Below are 19,279 nucleotides of genomic sequence, written 5' to 3' on the forward strand. Positions count from 1 at the left end.
CTCATTCTCAAATTAGGTGCATCTGTAAAGAGGCCTGCGGCTTAGGAGCGTGGGCTATCAAATTCTCGGTGGCGTGAGTGAACCGGGTCTTGTTCTCACCCATCATGTGACCACTCAGCATTCGGAGCATCTCCGGTCCGCCACGCTCGATGATGGCAACGCCTGCCAGCTGTGCCGGCCGCAGGTGCAGCGGCAGGATTGGTCTTGCAGGCGAGGGCAGATTTTCCTGTTGCCCGGCGACCACATGGTCGAAATCGGGGACGATCGCGCCAAGGACCCGAAAGCGCCAGAGGTCGTGCTCACGAGGGAAGGGTCTCGGCACACGTCGCATCAGCAGGAGCCGGGCAATCTCGGCCCGCGATGTCCAGGTGCCGGTACCGAGCTCGGCTTCATCGTCGAGGAGCTTCTCGCCCCGCAGAGCGGTACTGCGATATTGCTCGAAAGGGGAGGGCGGTTCGCAACATTCGGCATCTCGGAGTGGGTCTCCGCACAAAGGGCACGTAATTCGCCACCCCAGAAGCTGGCTTCGCAGGATCGATTCCGGTTCCATATGCCCCAGGCTGCAGCTCGAACAGACCTGCGTCGGCCGCGCGGCGATGAGCCGGTGCGAGGATTGCGCAACATTCGTGAAGGTCATTCGCCGCACCGCGTCTCGCTCGGTGGCGAACATGTTGGCCAGGCGGATCTCCTGACCACAGGTGAGTTGGAGATCAGCGGCGCGTAGCGAGCTGACTTCCGGCAAGCAATGCTGCAGCATGATGAGTGGCGGGACATTATAAAAGGCGGCATGTCGGGTGATCCAGGACGACAGGAGTTCGTCTGTATGGCGCGGCAAGACCACCGGCATTCGCCGTTGTACACCCTCCTTCATCATGCGAATGCCGCCTCGGCGTCGAACTCCGGCTGCCAATTCTCAACCATCTCGTCCGTGATGTGCTCGCGGCCGCTCTCGACGGCTTCGACGGCGAGGCTGTTGATCATGTGGAAGATGTTGGCGGTGATCCCCTCGGTGATCTGCAGGCTCCGGCGCAGCGATTTCGGCGTAAGGACCGAAGGCCGGCGCAGCGGCATATTGCGCAGGATCGACGCCACCAGTGTCTCGAACTGCTCGTTGGCGGCCCACCGGCTCAAGGTCAGCTGCTCGAACCTTCGGGCAAGCTGAACGTCGCCGCTTATGGCCTCCCGCGCCTCGTTGACGCCGAAACAGACCAGCGAGATATGCAGACGGTTGCTGAGGAAGCGCAGCGTATTCAGAACGATGCGCTGCTCACGATAGGTTCCGGCGAGGATGTTGTGCACCTCGTCGATGACCAGTACCTGCACGCCGATCGCTTCCATGATCCGCAATGCGGCCTGCTCCATCTGGGCGATGTCGGCGCGTGGCCGCTGTGGGGCACCAAGTAGCGTGAGTAGTTCGGCGTAGAAGCGCCGCTCGCCCGGCCTGCTGGTCATTTCCATGGCCAGGACCGGCGTCTTCAAACTGCCCGTCAGAGGATTGAAGCTCGGCGGATGCTCATCCCGAAACCGCTTCATGATCATGGTCTTGCCCATGCCGCTGTCGCCATAGATCGCGACCGAGGGCATGCGCGTGCCCCGTGGATGCTCGAGGAGTCGGCTCAGCCGATTGAGGGCCTGCTTGGCGCGCGGGTAGAGCACCCAACGACGCGACCGTATTGCGCGAATGCGCCGCTCGTCCGTTTCAGCAAGCAGCGCTGCGGCGCCGACGGTCAGGTGCGAGATATCATCGTTCATATTCACTCCAGCTCAATCTGCATCCTCGACAAAGGGTACAGGTTTGCTGGAATCAACACCGCGGAGCGAGCCCCATCCGCGATCATCCACCTTCGATTTCGACGCGCCGGCCGTGCCGCGCCGCGCCGCCGTCTTTCTGGTTGCCGTGTCGACCAGTTCGCGCTGCGCCATCGCGGTGCGGACAATTGCACGAGTGTCGACTTCACGGTGGCCTTTTGCCAGCAAGGTGCGACGGGCGGTCACCGCCTCGTGTAGAGTGATCGAAGGCAATGTCACATCGGCATAGCGGGCTTCCACGAAGTTTCCCGATGGCCGTCGAACGAAGATGCGCGACATGTCACGCGGATCGTATTTGACAAGCAGTCGCCGGTCCGCACCCCCGACATCGGCGCTGAGTGCTGCCGACCAATAGCGCAAGCTGAACAGATGAATGCCGGTCGGCCGTAAGGTTCGCTCGTGCTCGGGGAGGAAGTTGAGCCAGAAGCGAAGCCGATCCTGTGGCAGCCGAAGCGGGATGTCACCTTCCTGTTCCCGCCAGACCGCAATGGGCGGCCGGCCAAGGCTGCTGTGGATCGACTGATGATATGAGCCGACAATGTCGAGGGCGATGTACCGCTCGAGCTCCCGCAGTGTCAGTGCCGCGTGCCGCTTCGAATTGTAGTCACCGAGCTCCTGCTCGTTGCTGAAAGTTGTTCCAGGCAACAGGTGCAGCTTCCCCATCTGTGTGCCGATCAAACGCTCGATATGGCCGCCGAAGCGTGGCTGGCCGGGTGGTCGCCATTCGATCGCGATGCCGGCGTCCTGGCATCCTCTCTTGAAGGCCCGGCTGCGGAAATCTGGACCATTGTCGACATGCAACATTCCTGGCAGTCCCGCGACGGGCCAAGGCTCTGCGATCTCACGCTCCCGCAGCCATGCTGATTTATCGAAGACGGAATGCAACAGACACAGGCTGGTCGACAGCCTGGATGGCGCATCCATCGTGAGATAGAAGCCGGTCACCATCCGGCTGCAGATGTCCATCGCCAAGGTAAGCCACGGCCGGCCGATCGGCTTCCGGGTCTCCTCGTCGACGACAAAGATATCGGCCTTGGTATGGTCGATCTGAACTACGTCCAGGGGACGCTCGACCTCGAATGACCCGGGAACCGGTGTCGTTGCCTTGACGATCTTCTGTTCTCCGCGCCGCTTTGCGCGCTTCTTTAGGTCGATATCCCTGACCCGGACCAATATCGTACGGCGATGGGGTGGGTTGAGACCTGCCAAGATGCAGTTCGTGTGTATGTCGCGAACCAGCTGCGAAACAGTCGGGCGGTTCTGGTTCAGGTAGTGCGCCTTGATCGCCGCACGGATGATCTCCTCCCGTTCCCCGTCCAGCGTACGATGCCCCTCTGGCCTTCCTCGCTTGCGATCCACCAGGGACAGTACCGTCCCGCCGCTGCGAAACAGCTTGATCAGGCGATAGGCCGTTGCCTGGCTAAGGCCGAGTTCCGTTGCGAGTTCCGCAACCGCTCCGGCACCTCTACGGCTGGGATGGCGTTTCAGAAAACCGCGGATCGCATCCGCCCGTCGGCACGCTTCATCCCAAAGCGCATCATCGATCTGGTCGGGGAAAAGGTGGCTCATGAAGGCTCACAATGTGAAAAACATCGAGAAACTGTTTCTCACATTAAGTGCACAAAGCCAAACCAGTTTATCAAATTAGCTGCCTATTATCAAATTAAATGCCCGCCCAAACAACTGAAATCATTGGTGTGGCCCGCGCAGAATTAAATGGAAAGTCACATCACGGCAGTTCGGCGGCGATTCGAGAACCTTGTGATGCAGGTTTTCCTGATCGCGGCGCTGCTGGCTCTTTGGGAGTTCGCAGCCGATCGCTGGGTTCCGGCGCTGTTCATCAGCAAGCCGAGCCTCATCGGAGCGACCATATGGAAATGGCTGCTCGACGGCACCTACACCCATCATTTGTGGGTGACGCTCCAGGCAACCGTAATGGGATTCGCGCTCGGCGCATCGACGGGGATGGTCGCGGGATACATCACCGGTTCCCTGCCGCGTGTCGGCGAGGTGCTGCAGCCGGTGATCACTGCGCTCTACACTCTGCCGCGCCTAGCCCTGGCTCCGCTATTCCTGCTGTGGTTCGGTCTGGGCATGGAGTTCCGCGTCGTCTTCACAGCGACGATCGTGTTCTTCCTCGTCTACTACAACACCTTCTTCGGCGTTCGTGAGGTCAGCAACGAGCTGATCGCCGCAGTACGCATCATGGGCGCCAACAGATGGCAGCTTGCGCGACGGGTCATCATGCCGTCCGCGCTGACTTGGGTCGTGGCTGGCTTGAAGATTTCGGTTCCATACGCGCTGGTCGGCGTCGTCGTGGCCGAGATGCTCGCCTCGAACGAGGGGCTCGGCTTTCTCCTTGCCAAGAACGCGGAACAGTTCGCCGCCCACGGCACTTTCGCCGCAATCGCCGGTGTTCTGGTTATCGCGCTGGTGATCGATGCCCTCGTGGACATCGTGACACGCCGCTCCCTGCGTTGGAAAACAGCGGGTACGACAGCGAACCCCTAACAGTTGCCTCTTCTGGCCTGTTTTTGCTCCGGAGCCCCGGCGCGACAATCCAGTATTCTGCCTGACGACAAGGGTAATTTTCAGGTTCCTTATGCTCGACGCCATCATCGCCTCCACCGTCCGCACGCCGATCGGCAAGGCCTATCGCGGCGGTCACGCCATCGAGTATGCGCTGAGGCGATCCGGCCGAACCGGCGGCGAAATGGAGGACTTGGCGATGGGCTGCGCGATGCAGGAGGGCGCGACCGGCCTCAACGTCGCGCGTCGGGCGCTTTTGACGCCGGGGCCGCCCGTAACGGTGGCGGGCACGACCATCGACCGGCAATGCTCCTCGGTCCTTCAGTCAATGGCACTGCTTGCCAACGCCAGCCGCAACGACGGCGTGGTGGCGGGCATCGCGGGCGGGCTGGAATCGATCAGCCTCTTGCAGAACGGGCATCGTACGGCGCTCGAAGAGTATGGCGGCATACTGCGGCTGGGCCGCGCGCGTCTCAGGCTTCCGGAAGAGCGGGACTTCGTCGCTCGCTACCTCGCTTCGGCGATACCGACGCCAAGGCTGACACCATTCCACGTCGCCTTCGCGCTGTTCCGTTTCGCCGTTATCTTCATCGGCATTGCCGACCGTGCCCGCGCCGGCAATGCCGCCGCTGCGAATGCCGCAGAGGGCAGGCAACTGGCTGCTCGCTTTGCCGCCCGAGCCAGAGAGGTGCTGGCCCGCAACGAGGTCCGCGCCCCCGCTGCTTCGCAGGATGACCGGAGGTCTCCATGAACCAACCACTTTGGACCCCTTCTTCCGATCGCATCGCCGCGACGTCGATGGTGGCGTTCATGGCGGCAGCGGAGAATATGTCGGGCCGGCCCCTGCCTGACTATGACGCGCTGCACGCCTGGTCGATCGAGGACCGGGAGGCCTTCTGGTCCCTGATCTGGGATTGGTGCGGTATCATCGGCGAGAAAGGCCAGTCTGTCCTTGAAAATGGCGACCGGATGCGGGGAGCACGCTTCTTCCCTGAAGCCCGGCTCAATTTTGCCGAGAATCTGCTCGCTGGCGGCAGGGCGCGCGGCGGTGAGGAGGCGCTGATCTTCCGTGGCGAGGACAAGGTCAGCCGTCGGCTTTCTTGGGACGAATTGTCAGACCTCGTCTCGCGGCTGCAACAGTTCCTGCTTGCCGAAGGGGTGACCGCCGGGGATCGTGTGGTGGCGATGATGCCCAACATTCCGGAGACCGTGGCTGCCATGCTCGCCGCGACGTCGCTCGGCGCGGTCTGGTCGTGCTGTTCGCCCGACTTCGGCGAGCAGGGTGTGCTCGATCGCTTCGGGCAGATCGAGCCGGTGGTTCTGTTTGCACCGGACGGCTATTGGTATGCGGGAAAGAAGATCGACGTCGCTGCCAAGGTCGCTGCGATCGCGGAGCGGCTGCCGTCGGTCAGGCGTACGATCGTCGTCGACTATCTGGGCGGGGCGGCGCACGTGGCCGCGGCCACACGCGGTGCGGTGACGTTGGATGGGGCGATCGAGCCTTTCGAGGCGAGGGACGTCGTCGTGACGCGATTGCCGTTCGGTCACCCGCTTTACATCCTGTTTTCCTCGGGCACGACCGGCATTCCGAAATGCATCGTGCATTCGGCAGGCGGCACGCTGATCCAGCATCTCAAGGAGCAGCGTCTGCACACCGGCGTCCGGCCGGGAGAGCGCTTCTTCTGGTTCACCACCTGCGGCTGGATGATGTGGAACTGGCTTGTGTCGAACCTAGCCTCCGGCGCGACCCTAATGCTCTATGACGGCTCGCCCTTTCATCCCGATGGCAACGTCATCTTCGATTTTGCCCAGGCGGAAAGGATGACCTATCTCGGCACCTCTGCGAAGTTCATCGACTCGGTCCGTAAGGCCGGTCTGAGACCGATCGATACACACGATCTGTCCGGCGTGGCCTCGATCCTCTCGACAGGATCACCGTTGGCGCCCGACGGCTTTCGGTTCGTCTATGAAGGCATCAAGGCGGATGTCCATCTTGGCTCGGTGTCCGGCGGAACGGACATCGTATCCTGTTTCGTGACGACCGTTCCGACCAGGCCTGTCTGGAGTGGAGAAATCCAAGGGCCAGGGCTGGGCATGGCGACCGATGTCTGGAACGACAACGGCGAAAGCATCGTCGGCCAGAAGGGCGAACTCGTTTGCACGCGCGCCTTCCCGTCCATGCCAGTGATGTTCTGGAACGACCCGGACGGTGCCAAATATCGCGCCGCTTACTTCGAGCGCTTCGACAATGTCTGGTGCCATGGTGACTTTGCCGAGTGGACCGAGCATGGCGGGATGATCATCCACGGTCGCTCCGACACCACGCTCAATCCCGGCGGCGTGCGCATCGGCACCGCCGAGATATACAATCAGGTCGAGCAGATGCCGGAAATCCTCGAAGCCCTGTGCATCGGCCAGGAATGGGAAGGCGACGTCAGGGCCGTACTGTTCGTCAGACTGGCTGAAGGCTTCTTGCTCGACGAAGCATTGGAACAGGCGATCAGGTCGAGGATCCGCGCCGGCGCGAGCCCGCGTCATGTTCCGGCGAAGATTGTCGCGGTTTCCGACATTCCGCGGACTAGGGTCGAAACCCAATCAGGCTATTGAAGGTCCGTAGCAAATCAGATTCCCTGCAGTTGTTTGCACTGGAGGCGATGATGAGCAGGCTCTTCTGGCTGGACGATCAGGCGTGGGCGGTGATCGAGCCGCACCTTCCGAGGAACCAGCCGGGCGCGCGCAGGGTCGATGATCGCCGAGTGATCAGCGGCATCCTGCACGTGCTGAAGACAGGCTGTCGCTGGCAGGACTGCCCGGCCGAATACGGTCCGTCCACGACGATCTACAACCGCTTCAACCGCTGGTCCCGCCGGCAGCTCTGGAGCCGTATCCTGGATGCTCTCGTCGCCAAGGGCGTGCTTGCGTTGTCGGCTTCGATCGACTCCAGCTACGTGAAGGCGCATCGCTCCGCCCATGGCGGAAAAGGGGGGCGAAGGCGCAGGCCATCGGACCCTCGCGCGGCGGCCAGACCACCAAGATCCATGCAGTGACAGACCTTCTCGGCCGGCCGGCCATTCTGATGCTGACGGCTGGCAACGTCGCCGACATCACCGTGGCCGGCCCGCTATTGGACGCGGCCGGTCGGGTGCGCTGCCTGATCGCCGACAAGGGCTACGACGCCAACGCGCTGCGCAAACGCTTGCACACCGAAGGTGCCGATGTCGTCATCCCCGGGCGCTCGAACCGGAAGGTGTCGATCGACTACGACGAGGTCCGCTACAAGGGGCGCTGGCGCATCGAGGCAGCCTTCTGCAGGCTGAAGGACTTCCGGCGCGTCGCCACCCGTTACGACAAGCTCGCCCGCAACTTCCTCTCGGCCGTCGCGCTCGCAACCCTCGTCGCGTTCTGGGTCTGAATGAGTCTCAACCCTAAGTCAGGTAAGATCACCGAACTTGTCGTGCGCGATGTGGTCCACGGCCGCGAGGTCAAGAACAAGGAGGCACTGGCAAATCCGGAAGCGCTAGAACTGTTCAGGGACTTGGCAGTGCTGATGTAACGACCATGCTGACTTATGTCGGTATGGCTTCGGCGCGGGACCGTATCGTCCTTTCACGGACTCAGGCCCAACAACTTCAACGATATCGTCGCTTCGTGGCGGTTCATGGATTACCTGCTGCGGCACGACCGACCTACCCGCACCGCTCGCCTGTCACAACGATCAAGATTCGCAAGCACGGCTTCCACGACTGCGAAGACAGTGAAGAGATGTTCCGCTGCATATTCAACCCGCTTCAAGATGAGAGAATACTGCCGGGTCGTCCAACCCGACAGGACTGGGCGCGGCATCATGCGAAGAAATGGTGTCGCTATATGGCGACGGGCGAGTGGTCCGCTCTCGCCCCGAGCGCCTTTTCCACGAACGTCTGGACCCGTGTCGCGTAGCCGTCGGCGGTAATGCCCCTTCGCCGCCACTTCGCGCGCTTGACGTACCAGTCCTGAAGCAGCGGCTTCAGAAGAGCGGCGGCGAAGGCCGGGTCCTCGACCGAGAAGCAGCCCTGCCGAGCGCCGCGTTCGATGGCTCCACGAAAAATCGCTTCCGTCGCCTCCTCGCTTTCCACCGCCGCCCGGCGGCCCGCGGGCGGAAAGGATTTCGCCTCGAGGAAAGCGAAGACGAACCATGGCAGCATCGCCTCGGTCAATGCGACATGGGTTTCGATCAGCCAGCGCAGGTGTAGTACCGGATCTATGGCGACATCCTCCGGCGCGTTTTCCAGGACGCTGGTGGTCGCCGCCGACACCTGGCCGAGGATCATCAGGAGCAGCGTGTCCTTGCTGTCGAAATAGGAATAGAGCCCGCCCATGCTGACGCCCGACGCAGCCGAAATCTCGCGCAGCGAGGTGGCGTGGAAACCCTGCCGGTTGGACAGTGTCAGGATGGTTTCGATGATGCGCGCGAGTTTGGCCACGGCGATGTGCGGCTTTCGGACGCGGATCGTGTCGCGGTGCCGCTCCAGGATGGACCGGCACAGGCCCTCCATCGAGAAGTCGCCCTTGTCCGCGAGCGCGGCCTTCATCTTCACGCGCCGTTCCCCGTACCTGCTCCGCCCACCCGGCCTGTACCCATGTCTTCCTTCTATCCCGTCCATGCGAGAATCCGCCGTCCGCATTGTAAAATCCACTGATAGCAGTTGACTCCAAGGCGGGAAAGCATCCATAAAATTGAGCGAGCGCTCGATTTTTTTATGAGAGGAACGGTGACAGATATCCTCGACGGCAAGACCGCTATCGTAACCGGTGCATCGTCGGGGCTGGGGCTGCACTTCGCCCGGCTTCTGGCATCGAAGGGCGCGAGTGTCGTCCTCGCGGCACGGCGGCGCGAGGCGCTGGACGTGGCCTGTGCGGAAATCCAGGGCAATGGTGGAAAGGCGCGCGCAATCTCGCTCGACGTGACCGACGCCGTGTCCGTCACGTCGGCCTTCGCTGCGCTAGAATCTGCACCGGACATCGTCGTCAACAACGCGGGCGTCGCCGACAACCAGCCGGCGCTGGAGATGGAGGCCGCGACATGGGACCGCGTGGTGGACACCAACCTCAAGGGGGCGTTCCTCGTGTCGCAGGCGGTCGCGAGAAAGCTGCGGGCCGCTGGCAAAAGCGGTTCGATCGTCAACATCGCCTCGATCACCGGCCTGAGGCCTGCCGGCAATCTCGCCGCTTACGCGGCCTCGAAGGCCGGGCTCGTGCACCTGACGAAGACGCTGGCGCTCGAATGGGCGCGCCACGGCATCCGCGTCAACGCGCTCTGTCCGGGTTATATCGAGACCGACATCAACCGCGACTTCTTCGCGAGCGAGGCGGGGCAGGTGCTCGTCAAGCGCATTCCGCAGCGCCGGCTCGGCAAGCCGGAGGAACTCGACGGCGCGCTCCTGCTCTTCGCCTCCGAAGCCGGCAGTTACATCACCGGCGCGACCCTCGCCGCAGACGGCGGCCACCTCGTTTCATCGCTTTGAGGACAGACATGGATTTCACCGTATCGCCACGCATCGAAGACTATCGCGCCCGCATCGAGCGCTTCGTGGAGGATCGCCTGCTGCCGCTCGAGGCGGAGCGGGCAAGCTATGACGCGCACGACAACATCAGGCTCGATCTCGCGGACGAATTGCGGGCGCAGGCGAGGGCCGAGGGCCTCTGGTGCCTGCAGCTCAAGCCGGAGAGCGGAGGGCAGGGGCTCGGCCGCATGGGCATGGCGGTTTGCTACGAGGCGATGAACCGCTCGATCTTCGGTCCGGTCGTCTTCAATTCGGCCGCTCCCGACGACGGCAACATGATGGTGCTGGAGATGGCGGCCACGCCCGCCCAGAAAGAGCGCTGGCTGAAGCCCATCGTGGACGGCAAAGTGCGTTCGTCCTTCGTGATGACGGAGCCGCATCCCGGCGGCGGCTCGGACCCCTCGATGATGCTTACGACCGCCACGCGGCAGGGCGACCGCTACATGATCCGCGGACGGAAATGGTTCATCACCGGCGCGGAGGAGGCACGGCACTTCATCCTGCTCGCACGCACGTCGGACGATCCCCGCAAGGGCCTGACCGCGTTCCTGTTCGACCGCGACCAGCCGGGCTGGCGCATCGACCGGCGTATCGGGATCATGGGGCCGGAGGAGCATGGCGGCCACTGCGAGCTGATCTTCGACGGTCTCGAAATCCCGGTCGAGGAAGTCCTTCTGAACGAGGGCGACGGCTTGAAGCTGACCCAGATGCGCCTCGGCCCGGCACGGCTGACGCACTGCATGCGCTGGCTAGGCCTGTCGAAGCGCTGCGTCGAGATCGCACGCATCTACGCGGCGGAGCGCTTCGCATTCGGCGAAAGGCTGTCCAGGCGCGAATCCATCCAGATGATGCTCGGCGACCTCGCGATGAAGATCGAGATCGGGCGGCTCCTGGTGATGAAGGCGGCATGGGCGCTCGACCAGGGCTCCTTCGCGCGCAAGGAGGTGTCGATGGCCAAGGTGCATGTCGCCAACCTTTTGCATCAGGCTGCCGACACGGCCATCCAGATCAGCGGCGCGCGCGGCTATTCCAAGGACACCGTGCTTGAATGGATCTACCGGTACGCGCGCCAGGCTCGGCTGGTGGACGGCGCGGACGAGGTGCACAAGATGGTGCTCAACCGCAACCTCGAAGCCGAAGGAAACACCTTTTGGCGTTGGGCCGTCGCGGAGTAGGCGGGACCATGCGTCTTGAACCTCACCTTCGGCCAAGGGCCGCGAACCATGTGCCCCTGACGCCGGTCGAGCTTCTGGTTAGAACGGCCGAAATCTATCCTGACCGGTCGGCCGTCGTCTGGAATGGCCGTTCCTGGACCTATTCCGCCTTCGCGCGAATGGTGACCCGTTTCGCCAGCTTTCTGGCAGCACAAGGCGTGGATTCGGGCGATGTCGTTTCTGTCATGGCCTCGAACCGGGCCGAGATGCTCGCCGCGCACTACGCCGTACCGATGCTCGGCGCCGTGCTGAATACGATCAATACGCGGCTTGATCAGGATACGGTGCGCTACATACTGGCGCATTCGCAGAGCCGCCTGTTCATCGTCGACGGGACGTGCGGGGAAGTCGCGCTTGCGGCCGCAGCGCAAGTTGATGTTCCGGTCTACCGGCTTGTCGATCCCGCCGCTCCGTCCCCAGACGGCCTGACATCCGCGCTCGATCTCCTGAGCGACGACGGCGCTGCGGCGCGCCTCGATCTGTCCGCCATCGTCGACGAGTGGCAGCCGATATGCATCAACTACACCTCCGGCACGACCGGGCGTCCGAAAGGTGTGATGTATACGCACCGCGGAGCCTATCTCAACGCGCTCGGCAATGTTCTGGCTTTGGGGTTGACCACGCGATCCGTCTATCTGTGGACGCTGCCGATGTTCCATTGCAATGGCTGGTGTCACACCTGGGCGGTAACGGCTGCCGGAGGCTTGCATGTCTGTCTCGACGGACCCGATCCGGCGTTGATCTTCCCGGCGATAGAGGCACACGGTGTGACTCATCTCGCCTGCGCGCCGGTCGTGCTGTACATGATGTTGAACCATCCAGCACGCGAGAGCCGCAACCCGTCGCGCAGGATCATGGTGGCGACGGGCGGTGCGGCGCCGACCAATACGCTCATCGCCCAACTCGACGTGCTCGGCTTCGACCTTACCCATCTTTACGGGCTGACGGAGTCCTATGGTCCTTCGACCCTGCGTGAACTGACCGACGAGGAACGCACATTGCCACCGGAACGGATTGCTGTCGAACTCGCCCAACAGGGCGTGCGTCATGTCACAGCGAACCGGGTGCGTGTCGTTGACGAGACGGGTGCGGACGTGCCGATGGACGGTGCGTCCTTGGGCGAGATCGTGCTTGCCGGCAACACGCTGATGGCCGGCTACTACCAGGACGCGGAGACGACCGAGAAGGCGTTTGAGGGGGGCGTGTTCCACACCGGCGACCTCGCGGTGCGGCACCCAGACGGCAACATCGAGATTCGCGACCGTTCCAAGGACATCATAATCTCGGGCGGCGAGAACGTTTCCAGCCTTGAGGTCGAAAGCGTTCTGCACGGCCACCCGGCCGTTCTGCTGGCGGCTGTGGTGGCGGCGCCGCATGACAAATGGGGAGAGACGCCCGTCGCGTTCCTGGAACTGCGCGATGGCGCGACGGCGACACCGGAAGAACTGCGTGCCTATTGCCGCGAGCATCTCGCCGGCTACAAGGTGCCAAGCCAGTTCCGGTTCATCGAACTGCCCAAGACGGCTACCGGCAAGATCCAGAAATTCGTGCTGCGCGAGCAGGCGCGCAGCCCTGATACGGGAGCGAGCCGGTTATGATCCTGGAGTTTTCGCCGGACAGACTCGGCGAGTTCCTCAACGAGCAATTCGAACGCGCGACGCTGCATATCGAGCGCGTCGGCGGCGGGCAGTCCAATCCGACCTTCTTCGTCGATCATGGCAGCCGCCGTTTGGTGCTGCGCAAGAAGCCGGCAGGGGAGATTCTGCTGGGCGCCCATGCGGTCGACCGCGAGTTCCGCGTGATGAAGGCGCTGGAAGGAACTGGTGTGCCCGTACCGCGGACCGTGCTCTTTTGCGACGACGATTGCGTCGTCGGTACTCCGTTCTACCTGATGGAACGGCTGGAAGGCCGCGTTTTCCACGACGCCTCGCTGGCCGGGGTCGATCCCGCGCAGCGGGCACCGATCTATTTCGCAATGGCAGACGTCATGGCGAGGTTGCACGCGGTCGACCCGGTGGAGGTTGGTCTGGGCGATTTCGGTAGACCGGGCAACTATTTCGAGCGCCAGATCGCCCGCTGGTCGCGTCAGTACGACGAATCGCCGTCGCCGCGTATCCCCGCGCTCGACCGCGTCGTCGGCTGGCTGCAGGAGAACCAGCCCGCCGATGACGGCCGTGTCGCCATCGCCCATGGCGATTTCCGCCTTGGCAACATGCTTTTCCATCCGACCAGGCCCGAGGTGGTGGCGGTGCTCGACTGGGAGCTTTCCACGCTGGGTCATCCGCTGGCCGATCTGGGTTTCTGCTGCATGCCATGGCGAACATCGCCCGACGAGTATGGCGGAATCCTCGGCCTCGATCTGCCGACGCTCGGCCTTCCCGACGACCGGAGCTTCGTCGAAGCCTATTACCGCTCCGCCATACCGACCAACGACCTGACCGTCTTCCACATAGCCTTCGCCCTGTTCCGATTCGCGGTGATATTCGTCGGAATCGTCGATCGCGCCCGCGCGGGAAACGCAGCGGCCGCAGATGCGGGCAGGCTCGCGCCGCTTGCCGAACGCTTCGCCAAAAGGGCGGAAGAAGCCATACAAGGGTGACATTCCACCTCATCATTCTCGGTCGGACGGGCAGCATCTCCGCTCATCCGGAAGCCGACCCCGCCGTGCGGGAGGGGCGCAGGCGATTGTGGCGGTCTCTCGCGATGTAGCGTTCAAACGTGTGCCGGAAGCCGTTCTCGCGCTGGCGGATGGCGAATTGGCCGGCGATCCACAAGGGTCGGCGCAACCGGGCATTGCCGAAATCGTCAGCGCAAGCAGGGCGACGATGGGCCGATAGGTCCGGTCGCTCATTGCCTTCAACGACGCCCACCAACTACCCGCGCTCAGGTCCTAGATAATTGATAGTTCTCTTGAAGCACGCGCTTGAGCACCTTGCCCGAAGGGTTCTTGGGCAACTCGCCGGCAAAGGTGACGACGCGGGGAATCTTGAATCTTGCCAAGTGGCCGCCGACGAATTCGCGAATCTCCTCGGCACTCGCCGATCGTCCGCTTCTGAGTACCACGCTCGCCGCGATAGCCTCGCCCCACTTTTCATCAGGCACGCCATAGACGGCAACTTCGGCGACAGCAGGGTGCCCGGCTATCACTTCCTCCATTTCTCGGGGATAGAGATTGACGCCGCCCGAGATGATCATGTCGCGCTTGCGGTCTTTCACGTAGAGAAAGCCCTCTGCGTCCGCCATACCGAGATCGCCGCTGTGAAGCCAGCCATCAATCAGCGCCTCGGCGGTGGCATCAGGGCGGTTCCAGTAGCGCGACATGACCTGCGCACCGGAGATCACCATCTCCCCAATCTCGCCTGCGGGCGCGTCTTTTCCGGCGCTGTCAACGATCTTGACCTGGCTATGCTTCAGGCCTCGACCGACAGATCCGGTCAGATACTTGTGCTCCTCCTTACCGAGCAGCGAGCAGTGCGAACTCGATTCGGTCATGCCGTAAGCGTGGATGAAGATGTAGCCGAAAACCCTGACCGCCTCCTGGAAGCGAGCCTCGCTCATCGGCGCCGCGCCATAGGAAAACGTCTTGAGCGATCCGAGGTCGAATTTTCCGATATCGGGATGATCGAGAAGCGCATAAATCACCGTCGGCACGCCGAACATATAGGTGACCTTCTCCCGTTCAATCAGCGAGAGCGCCTCGTCCGCCTCGAATTTCGGCGTCATGACGGTCCTGCCGCCGAATGTGACATGCATGAAGGTATGCATGCTGGCGGCGTGATAGAGCGGGCTGGTCTGGAGATTGACGCTTCCAGCATCGAGTTCCGCGAAGCTTCCGACATTGTCATGATCGGCCAGATAATTGGCATGGGTGAGGACCGCCCCCTTGGGCAACCCGGTCGTGCCGCTCGTGTAGATGATGCTGGCCTCGTTGGAGCCCACGACAGCACGCGAAAGCGGGGCCTCGCTCGCGGATGACACCAGCTCTTCATAATTCAGGTTTGCCCCGCCCTTCGGCAGGCTGGTGGTGATCACGGTGTCCAGCGACCCTATTTCGCGCGTCGCCCTTGCGAGTAAATCGATGAATTCACGCTCAGAGATAATCGCCTTGGGCAGGCAATCCTTCATCAGCGCGATGTGCTCGTTCGGGTGAAGCCGCCAGTTCAGGGGCACGATCAAGGCACCGATCGACGTGATCGCATAGAATGCCTCGACGAATTCGTTGCAATTGTGGAGCAGAACGACGACGCGATCTCCCTTCACAACGCCAAGGGCGGTCAGCGCGTTGGCCAATCGCGTTGCCCGACCCCTCACATCGGCGAAGCTGAATCGCCGATTCTTGAAGGCCAGGCATTCCCGGCTCGGTAAAATGGCCGGATTGTCGAACAGTGTATCGTAGATAGTCTCCATCCTGCCCTCCCCGCAGCCGAGATGATCACTTCCGCCCGTATCCCATCTCCTTGAACGTCTCCTTGGCGATCAGCACCTTCATGATCTCGTTGGTCCCCGCCCCGATCTCGTGGTGCTTGCCGTCGCGGTAGAGCCTTGCAGTTTTGTTGTCTTCGAGCTGGCCCGCGCCACCCCAGATCTGGACGGTTTCGGCCGAAACCTCGGTCAACATCCTGGATGAATAGTATTTGAGGATGGCGGCCTCGCGGGTCACCTTCTCGCCCCGTTCGACGGCGCGTAGCAGGCGGTAGAGCATGGTCCGCGACATCTCGATGCCGGTTGCCATGTTGGCAATCTTTTCCTGGATCAGCTGGTATTCGCGGATCGCCTTGCCGAATACTCGACGCTCTTGAGCATAAGCCGCCGCCTCGTCGAGGCACGCCTGTGCAATGCCGATGGTGGAGGCGCCCACCATCACGCGCTCGACATCGAGTGAATCCATCAGCATGTGGAAGCCGCGCCCGACTTGACCAAGCACTTGCTCTTCACCCACACGCACGTCTTCGAGGAAGATCTCGCCGGTCGGGGACGAGCGCATTCCCATCTTATTGAACGGCTTGCCCGTCGCGAGCCCCTCCATACCACGATCGAGAATGAACCATGTCCCGCCGTCGATTCGGCTCTCTTCGTCGCTGGTGCGGGCGATGATGAGAAAAAAATCAGCTGTCGGCGCATTGGTGACGAAGGTCTTGGCACCCTTGACCAACCAGCCGCCATTCTCCTGTCTACCGCGTGTCACGATGCCGAGCGCATCAGATCCACCACCCGGTTCGGTAATGCCCATTGCGCCGATCCTGTCGCCCGACAGCACAGGTACGAGATATTTCTGCTTCTGGGCCTCGGTCCCGTGTTTGGCGATCGCACGCGCGAACAGCATGATGTCCGCAAAGAGCACGAGGTCGAAACCCGCATCCACGCGCGCGGTCTCCTCACTGACGATTGCTTGGGTGGCGAGTGATGCACCGCTGCCACCATAGGCTCCGTCGAAGCAGGTGCCGAGAAATCCAAGATCGCCCATTCGCTTCAGAAGCGATCGCGGCGGTTCCCCTTCAGCCTGCATCTGCGGCACGAGCGGTTCGACCTCGGCTCGCATGAACCGGCGGACGCTCTCCTGCAACATCTGTTCGTCTTCGGTGAAAAGATCCTGCATTGTCACGGCCTCGCCGGCCTGGGTGGAGCCCATGGCAACGCGAAGAGCCGCGCGATGCGGCCTCGGTCGGCATCCTCGAGGCGCTCGTACATGCCGATACGGCTGGCCGAGGGAACGTGGAATGCACGCTGCAGGTCGATCTTGAGTTCCGTCATCTTGAGACCGACGGAAAGTACGTCGAACACGGGGATGCCCGTGCCGGGAACCTCGGCGAGATCAGTCGCTGATGCCATGACACTGAGGCCGGCACTGCCGAGTACGATAGTGTTGGCGCCATCAGCGATGAGCTTTCTTGCCGCCAAAATGATTGCTTCCCGCACCGGCCCCGGCGTTTCGAAGCCCTCGGTAAACGCCTTCGCCGACGGGATGCTGATCCGTTCGACGCCCGCGATCCGTCCAGCAAGGCCGCAGGTCTCGGCGATCGTGCCGCAATATTCCGACCAGGATGGGTCGGCCGTCGTAACGATGCCGATTTTCTTGCCGTAGGTCGCGGCGAGATGAAGTCCAGCCTCCATCGGCCCGACCACCGGGAAATCGACCAGTGTGCGACCCTCGATGACACCAGGATCGCCGGAACATGCGACCATCACGCCGTCGGCGCCTTCCGCCTCGGCCTCGACGATCCGTTGCACGACATCGATCTTGTTGAGAAGTATCGGAAGGGCGAAGACGGTATCGGTCGCCCTGCGGAGATGAGCGACATATTTGTGGACAATCTCGGTATCAGCACGCTTCACGCGGTCGAAATTCGTCGAGATGACCTTGGTATATTTTTCAGAAAGCTCTTCGCAGTTGACGTGGATGACGCAAATCTTCATGTGGGCTTTCCGTCGTGTGGGCGGTGCGTTGACAGAGCGCAAGGTTACTTCCCCGCGAAATTCGCCGTGCGCTTCTCGATGAAGGCTGACACGCCTTCCTCCGCGTCGCTAGAACGAAAGAGTTCTGCGAAGAGTGCGGTCTCTAGGCGCAATGCCTCCGAAAGCCCGAGTTCTAGGCCGAGATTGACCGCTTTCTTCGCCGCTGCGACGGCAAGGGGGGCATTTCTGGCGATCCGAGTCGCGAGCGCCTTTGCCGCGTCCATGACCTCAGCTGCCGGAACGACCTGGTCGATGAGACCGATCGAGAACGCTTCGAGCGCGGGAATTCGATCCCCGGTGAACAACAGCCGCTTGGCGGTTCCGATCGGCACGAGTCGCGGAAGGTTCTGCGTGCCGCCGGCTCCCGGGATGATGCCGAGCGCGACTTCCGGCTGGCCGAACAGCGCATCCTCCGATGCAATCCTGATATCGCAGGCCATGATCAGCTCGGTGCCACCCCCGAGGGCGCTGCCATTGATCGCGGCGATTACCGGGCAGTGGAAATGCAGGATCGATTCCTGGATGATTTGGATGCGGCGCGCATAATGAGGCGCCGTTACGTGGTCGAGCGTCTGGAAGAACTTGATGTCGCCGCCGGCCATGAAATATTTGCCCGCACCGGTAACGATGACCGCGCGCAACGCCGGCGAATGCCGTGCAAGGCGGTCAAAGGCGACGATCAGTTGCTCGCCGACCTCTGGATGAAAGGCATTGACCGGCGGATTGTCGATCGTCAGCACGCATATGCTGTCGTCGATCTCGGTTTGAATGAATTCCGGCATGAATGCCTGCCCCTCCACCATCGTTCCTCGCGGCAGAAGCTGGCATCGCCTGCGTCCTTGAACACCTGACGAGCGGTAGGTGAACAGCCATAGCCTTGCGGCCATGTTTGCTGCAATTAACCAGTCGGCGCCGGGAGGAACAGATGACAGAGGGCAGCGCGAGGCGTGTCTCGGTCGTAATGGGCGGCGCCGGCGGCATCGGTAGCGCCACCTGCCGCTCGCTTGCGCTTGCAGGACAGCACGTCATCGTCGTCGATCTTTCCAGCGAGAGATCGGAGGCTGTCGCGACCGAAATACGCGGCGCCGGCCTGTCTGCGGATGCCGAAGCCTGCGACGCCACCGATCGTGCGGCTGTCGATGCGTTGCGCGAGCGGATCGAGGTACGGCACGGCTTGGTCGATGTCCTTGTCAACCTGGCAGGTGTCGTCCGCAACGACATCCTGGTGAAGGTCAAGGACGAGGATTTTTCCTTGACCATGGCGACGCATCTGAACAGCACGCTCAACTCCATGCGCGTCTTTCTGCCGAGCATGCGCAAGCGCGGCTATGGCCGCGTCGTCAACACGAGCTCGACTGCCGCACGCGGCACGTTCGGCGGAGCCAGCTACGCAGCGGCCAAAGGTGCGATCGAAGCACTGTCCCGAACGGCCGCCTTCGAGCTTGCCAAGTCCGGCGTGACGGTCAATTGCGTCGCGCCCGGACTTATCGGGACTGGTATATTCCTCACGGTGCCCGACGACTACCGACAGCAGGCAATCGATCATGTTCCCATGGGGCGTGCGGGCGAGGCCGAGGAAGTCGCGGCTTGCATCCGCTTTCTCGCCTCCAGTGACGCGGGCTACGTCACGGGCCAGACCCTCTATGTCTGCGGTGGGCTGACCATCGGTCCGGTGTAGTCCCTACCCTGCGATAGGTGAATGCGACCACGGTCGCCTTACCGTCACGCCCA

General features: G+C 62.4%; 17 protein-coding genes and 2 pseudogenes. 10 read left to right on the plus strand and 9 right to left on the minus strand.

Annotated elements, in window-relative coordinates; genetic code table 11:
• Positions 1 to 7: 7 nt before the first annotated feature.
• Genes GRZ55_RS20670 through GRZ55_RS20680 form a run of 3 tightly spaced genes read right to left on the minus strand, consistent with a single transcriptional unit; the run spans position 8 to position 3,378 of the window.
• Complete coding sequence (locus GRZ55_RS20670; protein ID WP_246734908.1) at positions 8 to 874, minus strand: TniQ family protein; 867 nt, start codon at positions 872 to 874, stop codon at positions 8 to 10.
• A complete protein-coding gene (locus GRZ55_RS20675; RefSeq protein ID WP_169288850.1) occupies positions 871 to 1,752 on the minus strand; it encodes a TniB family NTP-binding protein in 882 nt (293 codons plus the stop codon). The genes GRZ55_RS20670 and GRZ55_RS20675 overlap by 4 nt, the downstream gene beginning before the upstream one ends.
• Before the next feature lie 12 nt (positions 1,753 to 1,764).
• A complete protein-coding gene (locus GRZ55_RS20680; RefSeq protein WP_169288851.1) occupies positions 1,765 to 3,378 on the minus strand; it encodes a Mu transposase C-terminal domain-containing protein in 1,614 nt (537 codons plus the stop codon).
• Between the two features lie 195 nt (positions 3,379 to 3,573).
• Here GRZ55_RS20680 and GRZ55_RS20685 point away from each other — a divergent pair, with 195 nt between their 5' ends.
• The 5 genes and pseudogenes from GRZ55_RS20685 (at position 3,574) to GRZ55_RS20705 (ending at position 7,891) form a co-directional block, all read left to right on the plus strand.
• Complete coding sequence (locus tag GRZ55_RS20685) at positions 3,574 to 4,320, plus strand: ABC transporter permease (RefSeq protein ID WP_169288852.1); 747 nt, start codon at positions 3,574 to 3,576, stop codon at positions 4,318 to 4,320.
• A 91-nt stretch (positions 4,321 to 4,411) separates the two neighbouring features.
• Positions 4,412 to 4,759, plus strand: a pseudogene (locus tag GRZ55_RS23505) (acetyl-CoA C-acyltransferase); the annotation flags it as partial.
• A gap of 326 nt (positions 4,760 to 5,085) precedes the next feature.
• Positions 5,086 to 6,945 carry an acetoacetate--CoA ligase gene (locus GRZ55_RS20695; protein ID WP_169288854.1) on the plus strand — a complete coding sequence of 620 codons (1,860 nt, stop codon included), beginning with the start codon at positions 5,086 to 5,088 and terminating at the stop codon, positions 6,943 to 6,945.
• Positions 6,946 to 6,995: 50 nt separating this feature from the next.
• Positions 6,996 to 7,750 (plus strand): IS5 family transposase gene (locus tag GRZ55_RS20700; RefSeq protein ID WP_169288855.1). Its coding sequence is split into 2 segments (ribosomal slippage): positions 6,996 to 7,326 and positions 7,326 to 7,750, totalling 756 coding nucleotides; the frame shifts between segments, so codons are not numbered across the junction.
• Positions 7,751 to 7,891 (plus strand): hypothetical protein, encoded by a 141-nt coding sequence (locus GRZ55_RS20705; protein ID WP_169288856.1) that lies wholly within the window; start codon positions 7,751 to 7,753, stop codon positions 7,889 to 7,891.
• 310 nt (positions 7,892 to 8,201) lie between these two features.
• Here the strand turns inward: GRZ55_RS20705 and GRZ55_RS20710 are convergent, their stop codons facing one another.
• Positions 8,202 to 8,909 carry a TetR/AcrR family transcriptional regulator gene (locus GRZ55_RS20710; RefSeq protein ID WP_169288905.1) on the minus strand — a complete coding sequence of 236 codons (708 nt, stop codon included), beginning with the start codon at positions 8,907 to 8,909 and terminating at the stop codon, positions 8,202 to 8,204.
• A gap of 168 nt (positions 8,910 to 9,077) precedes the next feature.
• Here GRZ55_RS20710 and GRZ55_RS20715 point away from each other — a divergent pair, with 168 nt between their 5' ends.
• Genes GRZ55_RS20715 through GRZ55_RS20730 form a run of 4 tightly spaced genes read left to right on the plus strand, consistent with a single transcriptional unit; the run spans position 9,078 to position 13,694 of the window.
• A complete protein-coding gene (locus tag GRZ55_RS20715) occupies positions 9,078 to 9,842 on the plus strand; it encodes an SDR family NAD(P)-dependent oxidoreductase (RefSeq protein ID WP_169288857.1) in 765 nt (254 codons plus the stop codon).
• Between the two features lie 8 nt (positions 9,843 to 9,850).
• Entirely contained in the window at positions 9,851 to 11,056 is a 1,206-nt protein-coding gene (locus tag GRZ55_RS20720) for an acyl-CoA dehydrogenase family protein (protein ID WP_169288858.1), read from the plus strand.
• An 8-nt stretch (positions 11,057 to 11,064) separates the two neighbouring features.
• The gene (locus GRZ55_RS20725; protein ID WP_169288859.1) at positions 11,065 to 12,693 is read left to right on the plus strand and encodes an AMP-binding protein; all 1,629 of its coding nucleotides are present in this window, start codon (positions 11,065 to 11,067) and stop codon (positions 12,691 to 12,693) included.
• The gene (locus tag GRZ55_RS20730) at positions 12,690 to 13,694 is read left to right on the plus strand and encodes a phosphotransferase family protein (RefSeq protein ID WP_169288860.1); all 1,005 of its coding nucleotides are present in this window, start codon (positions 12,690 to 12,692) and stop codon (positions 13,692 to 13,694) included. The genes GRZ55_RS20725 and GRZ55_RS20730 overlap by 4 nt, the downstream gene beginning before the upstream one ends.
• 52 nt (positions 13,695 to 13,746) lie before the next feature.
• On the opposite strand, the pseudogene GRZ55_RS20735 reads toward GRZ55_RS20730, so the two are convergent.
• The 5 genes and pseudogenes from GRZ55_RS20735 to GRZ55_RS20755 all read right to left on the minus strand — a co-directional run.
• Positions 13,747 to 13,896: pseudogene (locus tag GRZ55_RS20735) on the minus strand (IS110 family transposase); the annotation flags it as partial.
• A gap of 82 nt (positions 13,897 to 13,978) precedes the next feature.
• A complete protein-coding gene (locus GRZ55_RS20740; RefSeq protein WP_169288861.1) occupies positions 13,979 to 15,502 on the minus strand; it encodes a long-chain-fatty-acid--CoA ligase in 1,524 nt (507 codons plus the stop codon).
• 25 nt (positions 15,503 to 15,527) lie between these two features.
• Positions 15,528 to 16,691, minus strand: a complete 1,164-nt coding sequence (locus GRZ55_RS20745) for an acyl-CoA dehydrogenase family protein (RefSeq protein WP_169288862.1) — start codon at positions 16,689 to 16,691, stop codon at positions 15,528 to 15,530.
• Positions 16,692 to 16,693: 2 nt separating this feature from the next.
• A complete protein-coding gene (locus tag GRZ55_RS20750) occupies positions 16,694 to 17,509 on the minus strand; it encodes an aspartate/glutamate racemase family protein (protein ID WP_169288863.1) in 816 nt (271 codons plus the stop codon).
• A gap of 44 nt (positions 17,510 to 17,553) precedes the next feature.
• Entirely contained in the window at positions 17,554 to 18,330 is a 777-nt protein-coding gene (locus GRZ55_RS20755) for an enoyl-CoA hydratase/isomerase family protein (RefSeq protein WP_169288864.1), read from the minus strand.
• Positions 18,331 to 18,473: 143 nt separating this feature from the next.
• Between GRZ55_RS20755 and GRZ55_RS20760 the strand changes: the two genes are divergently transcribed.
• The gene (locus GRZ55_RS20760) at positions 18,474 to 19,226 is read left to right on the plus strand and encodes an SDR family NAD(P)-dependent oxidoreductase (RefSeq protein WP_169288865.1); all 753 of its coding nucleotides are present in this window, start codon (positions 18,474 to 18,476) and stop codon (positions 19,224 to 19,226) included.
• Positions 19,227 to 19,279: the final 53 nt, after the last annotated feature.

Source organism: Chelativorans sp. ZYF759 (assembly GCF_012911015.1).
In the GTDB taxonomy this organism is placed as follows: domain Bacteria; phylum Pseudomonadota; class Alphaproteobacteria; order Rhizobiales; family Rhizobiaceae; genus ZYF759.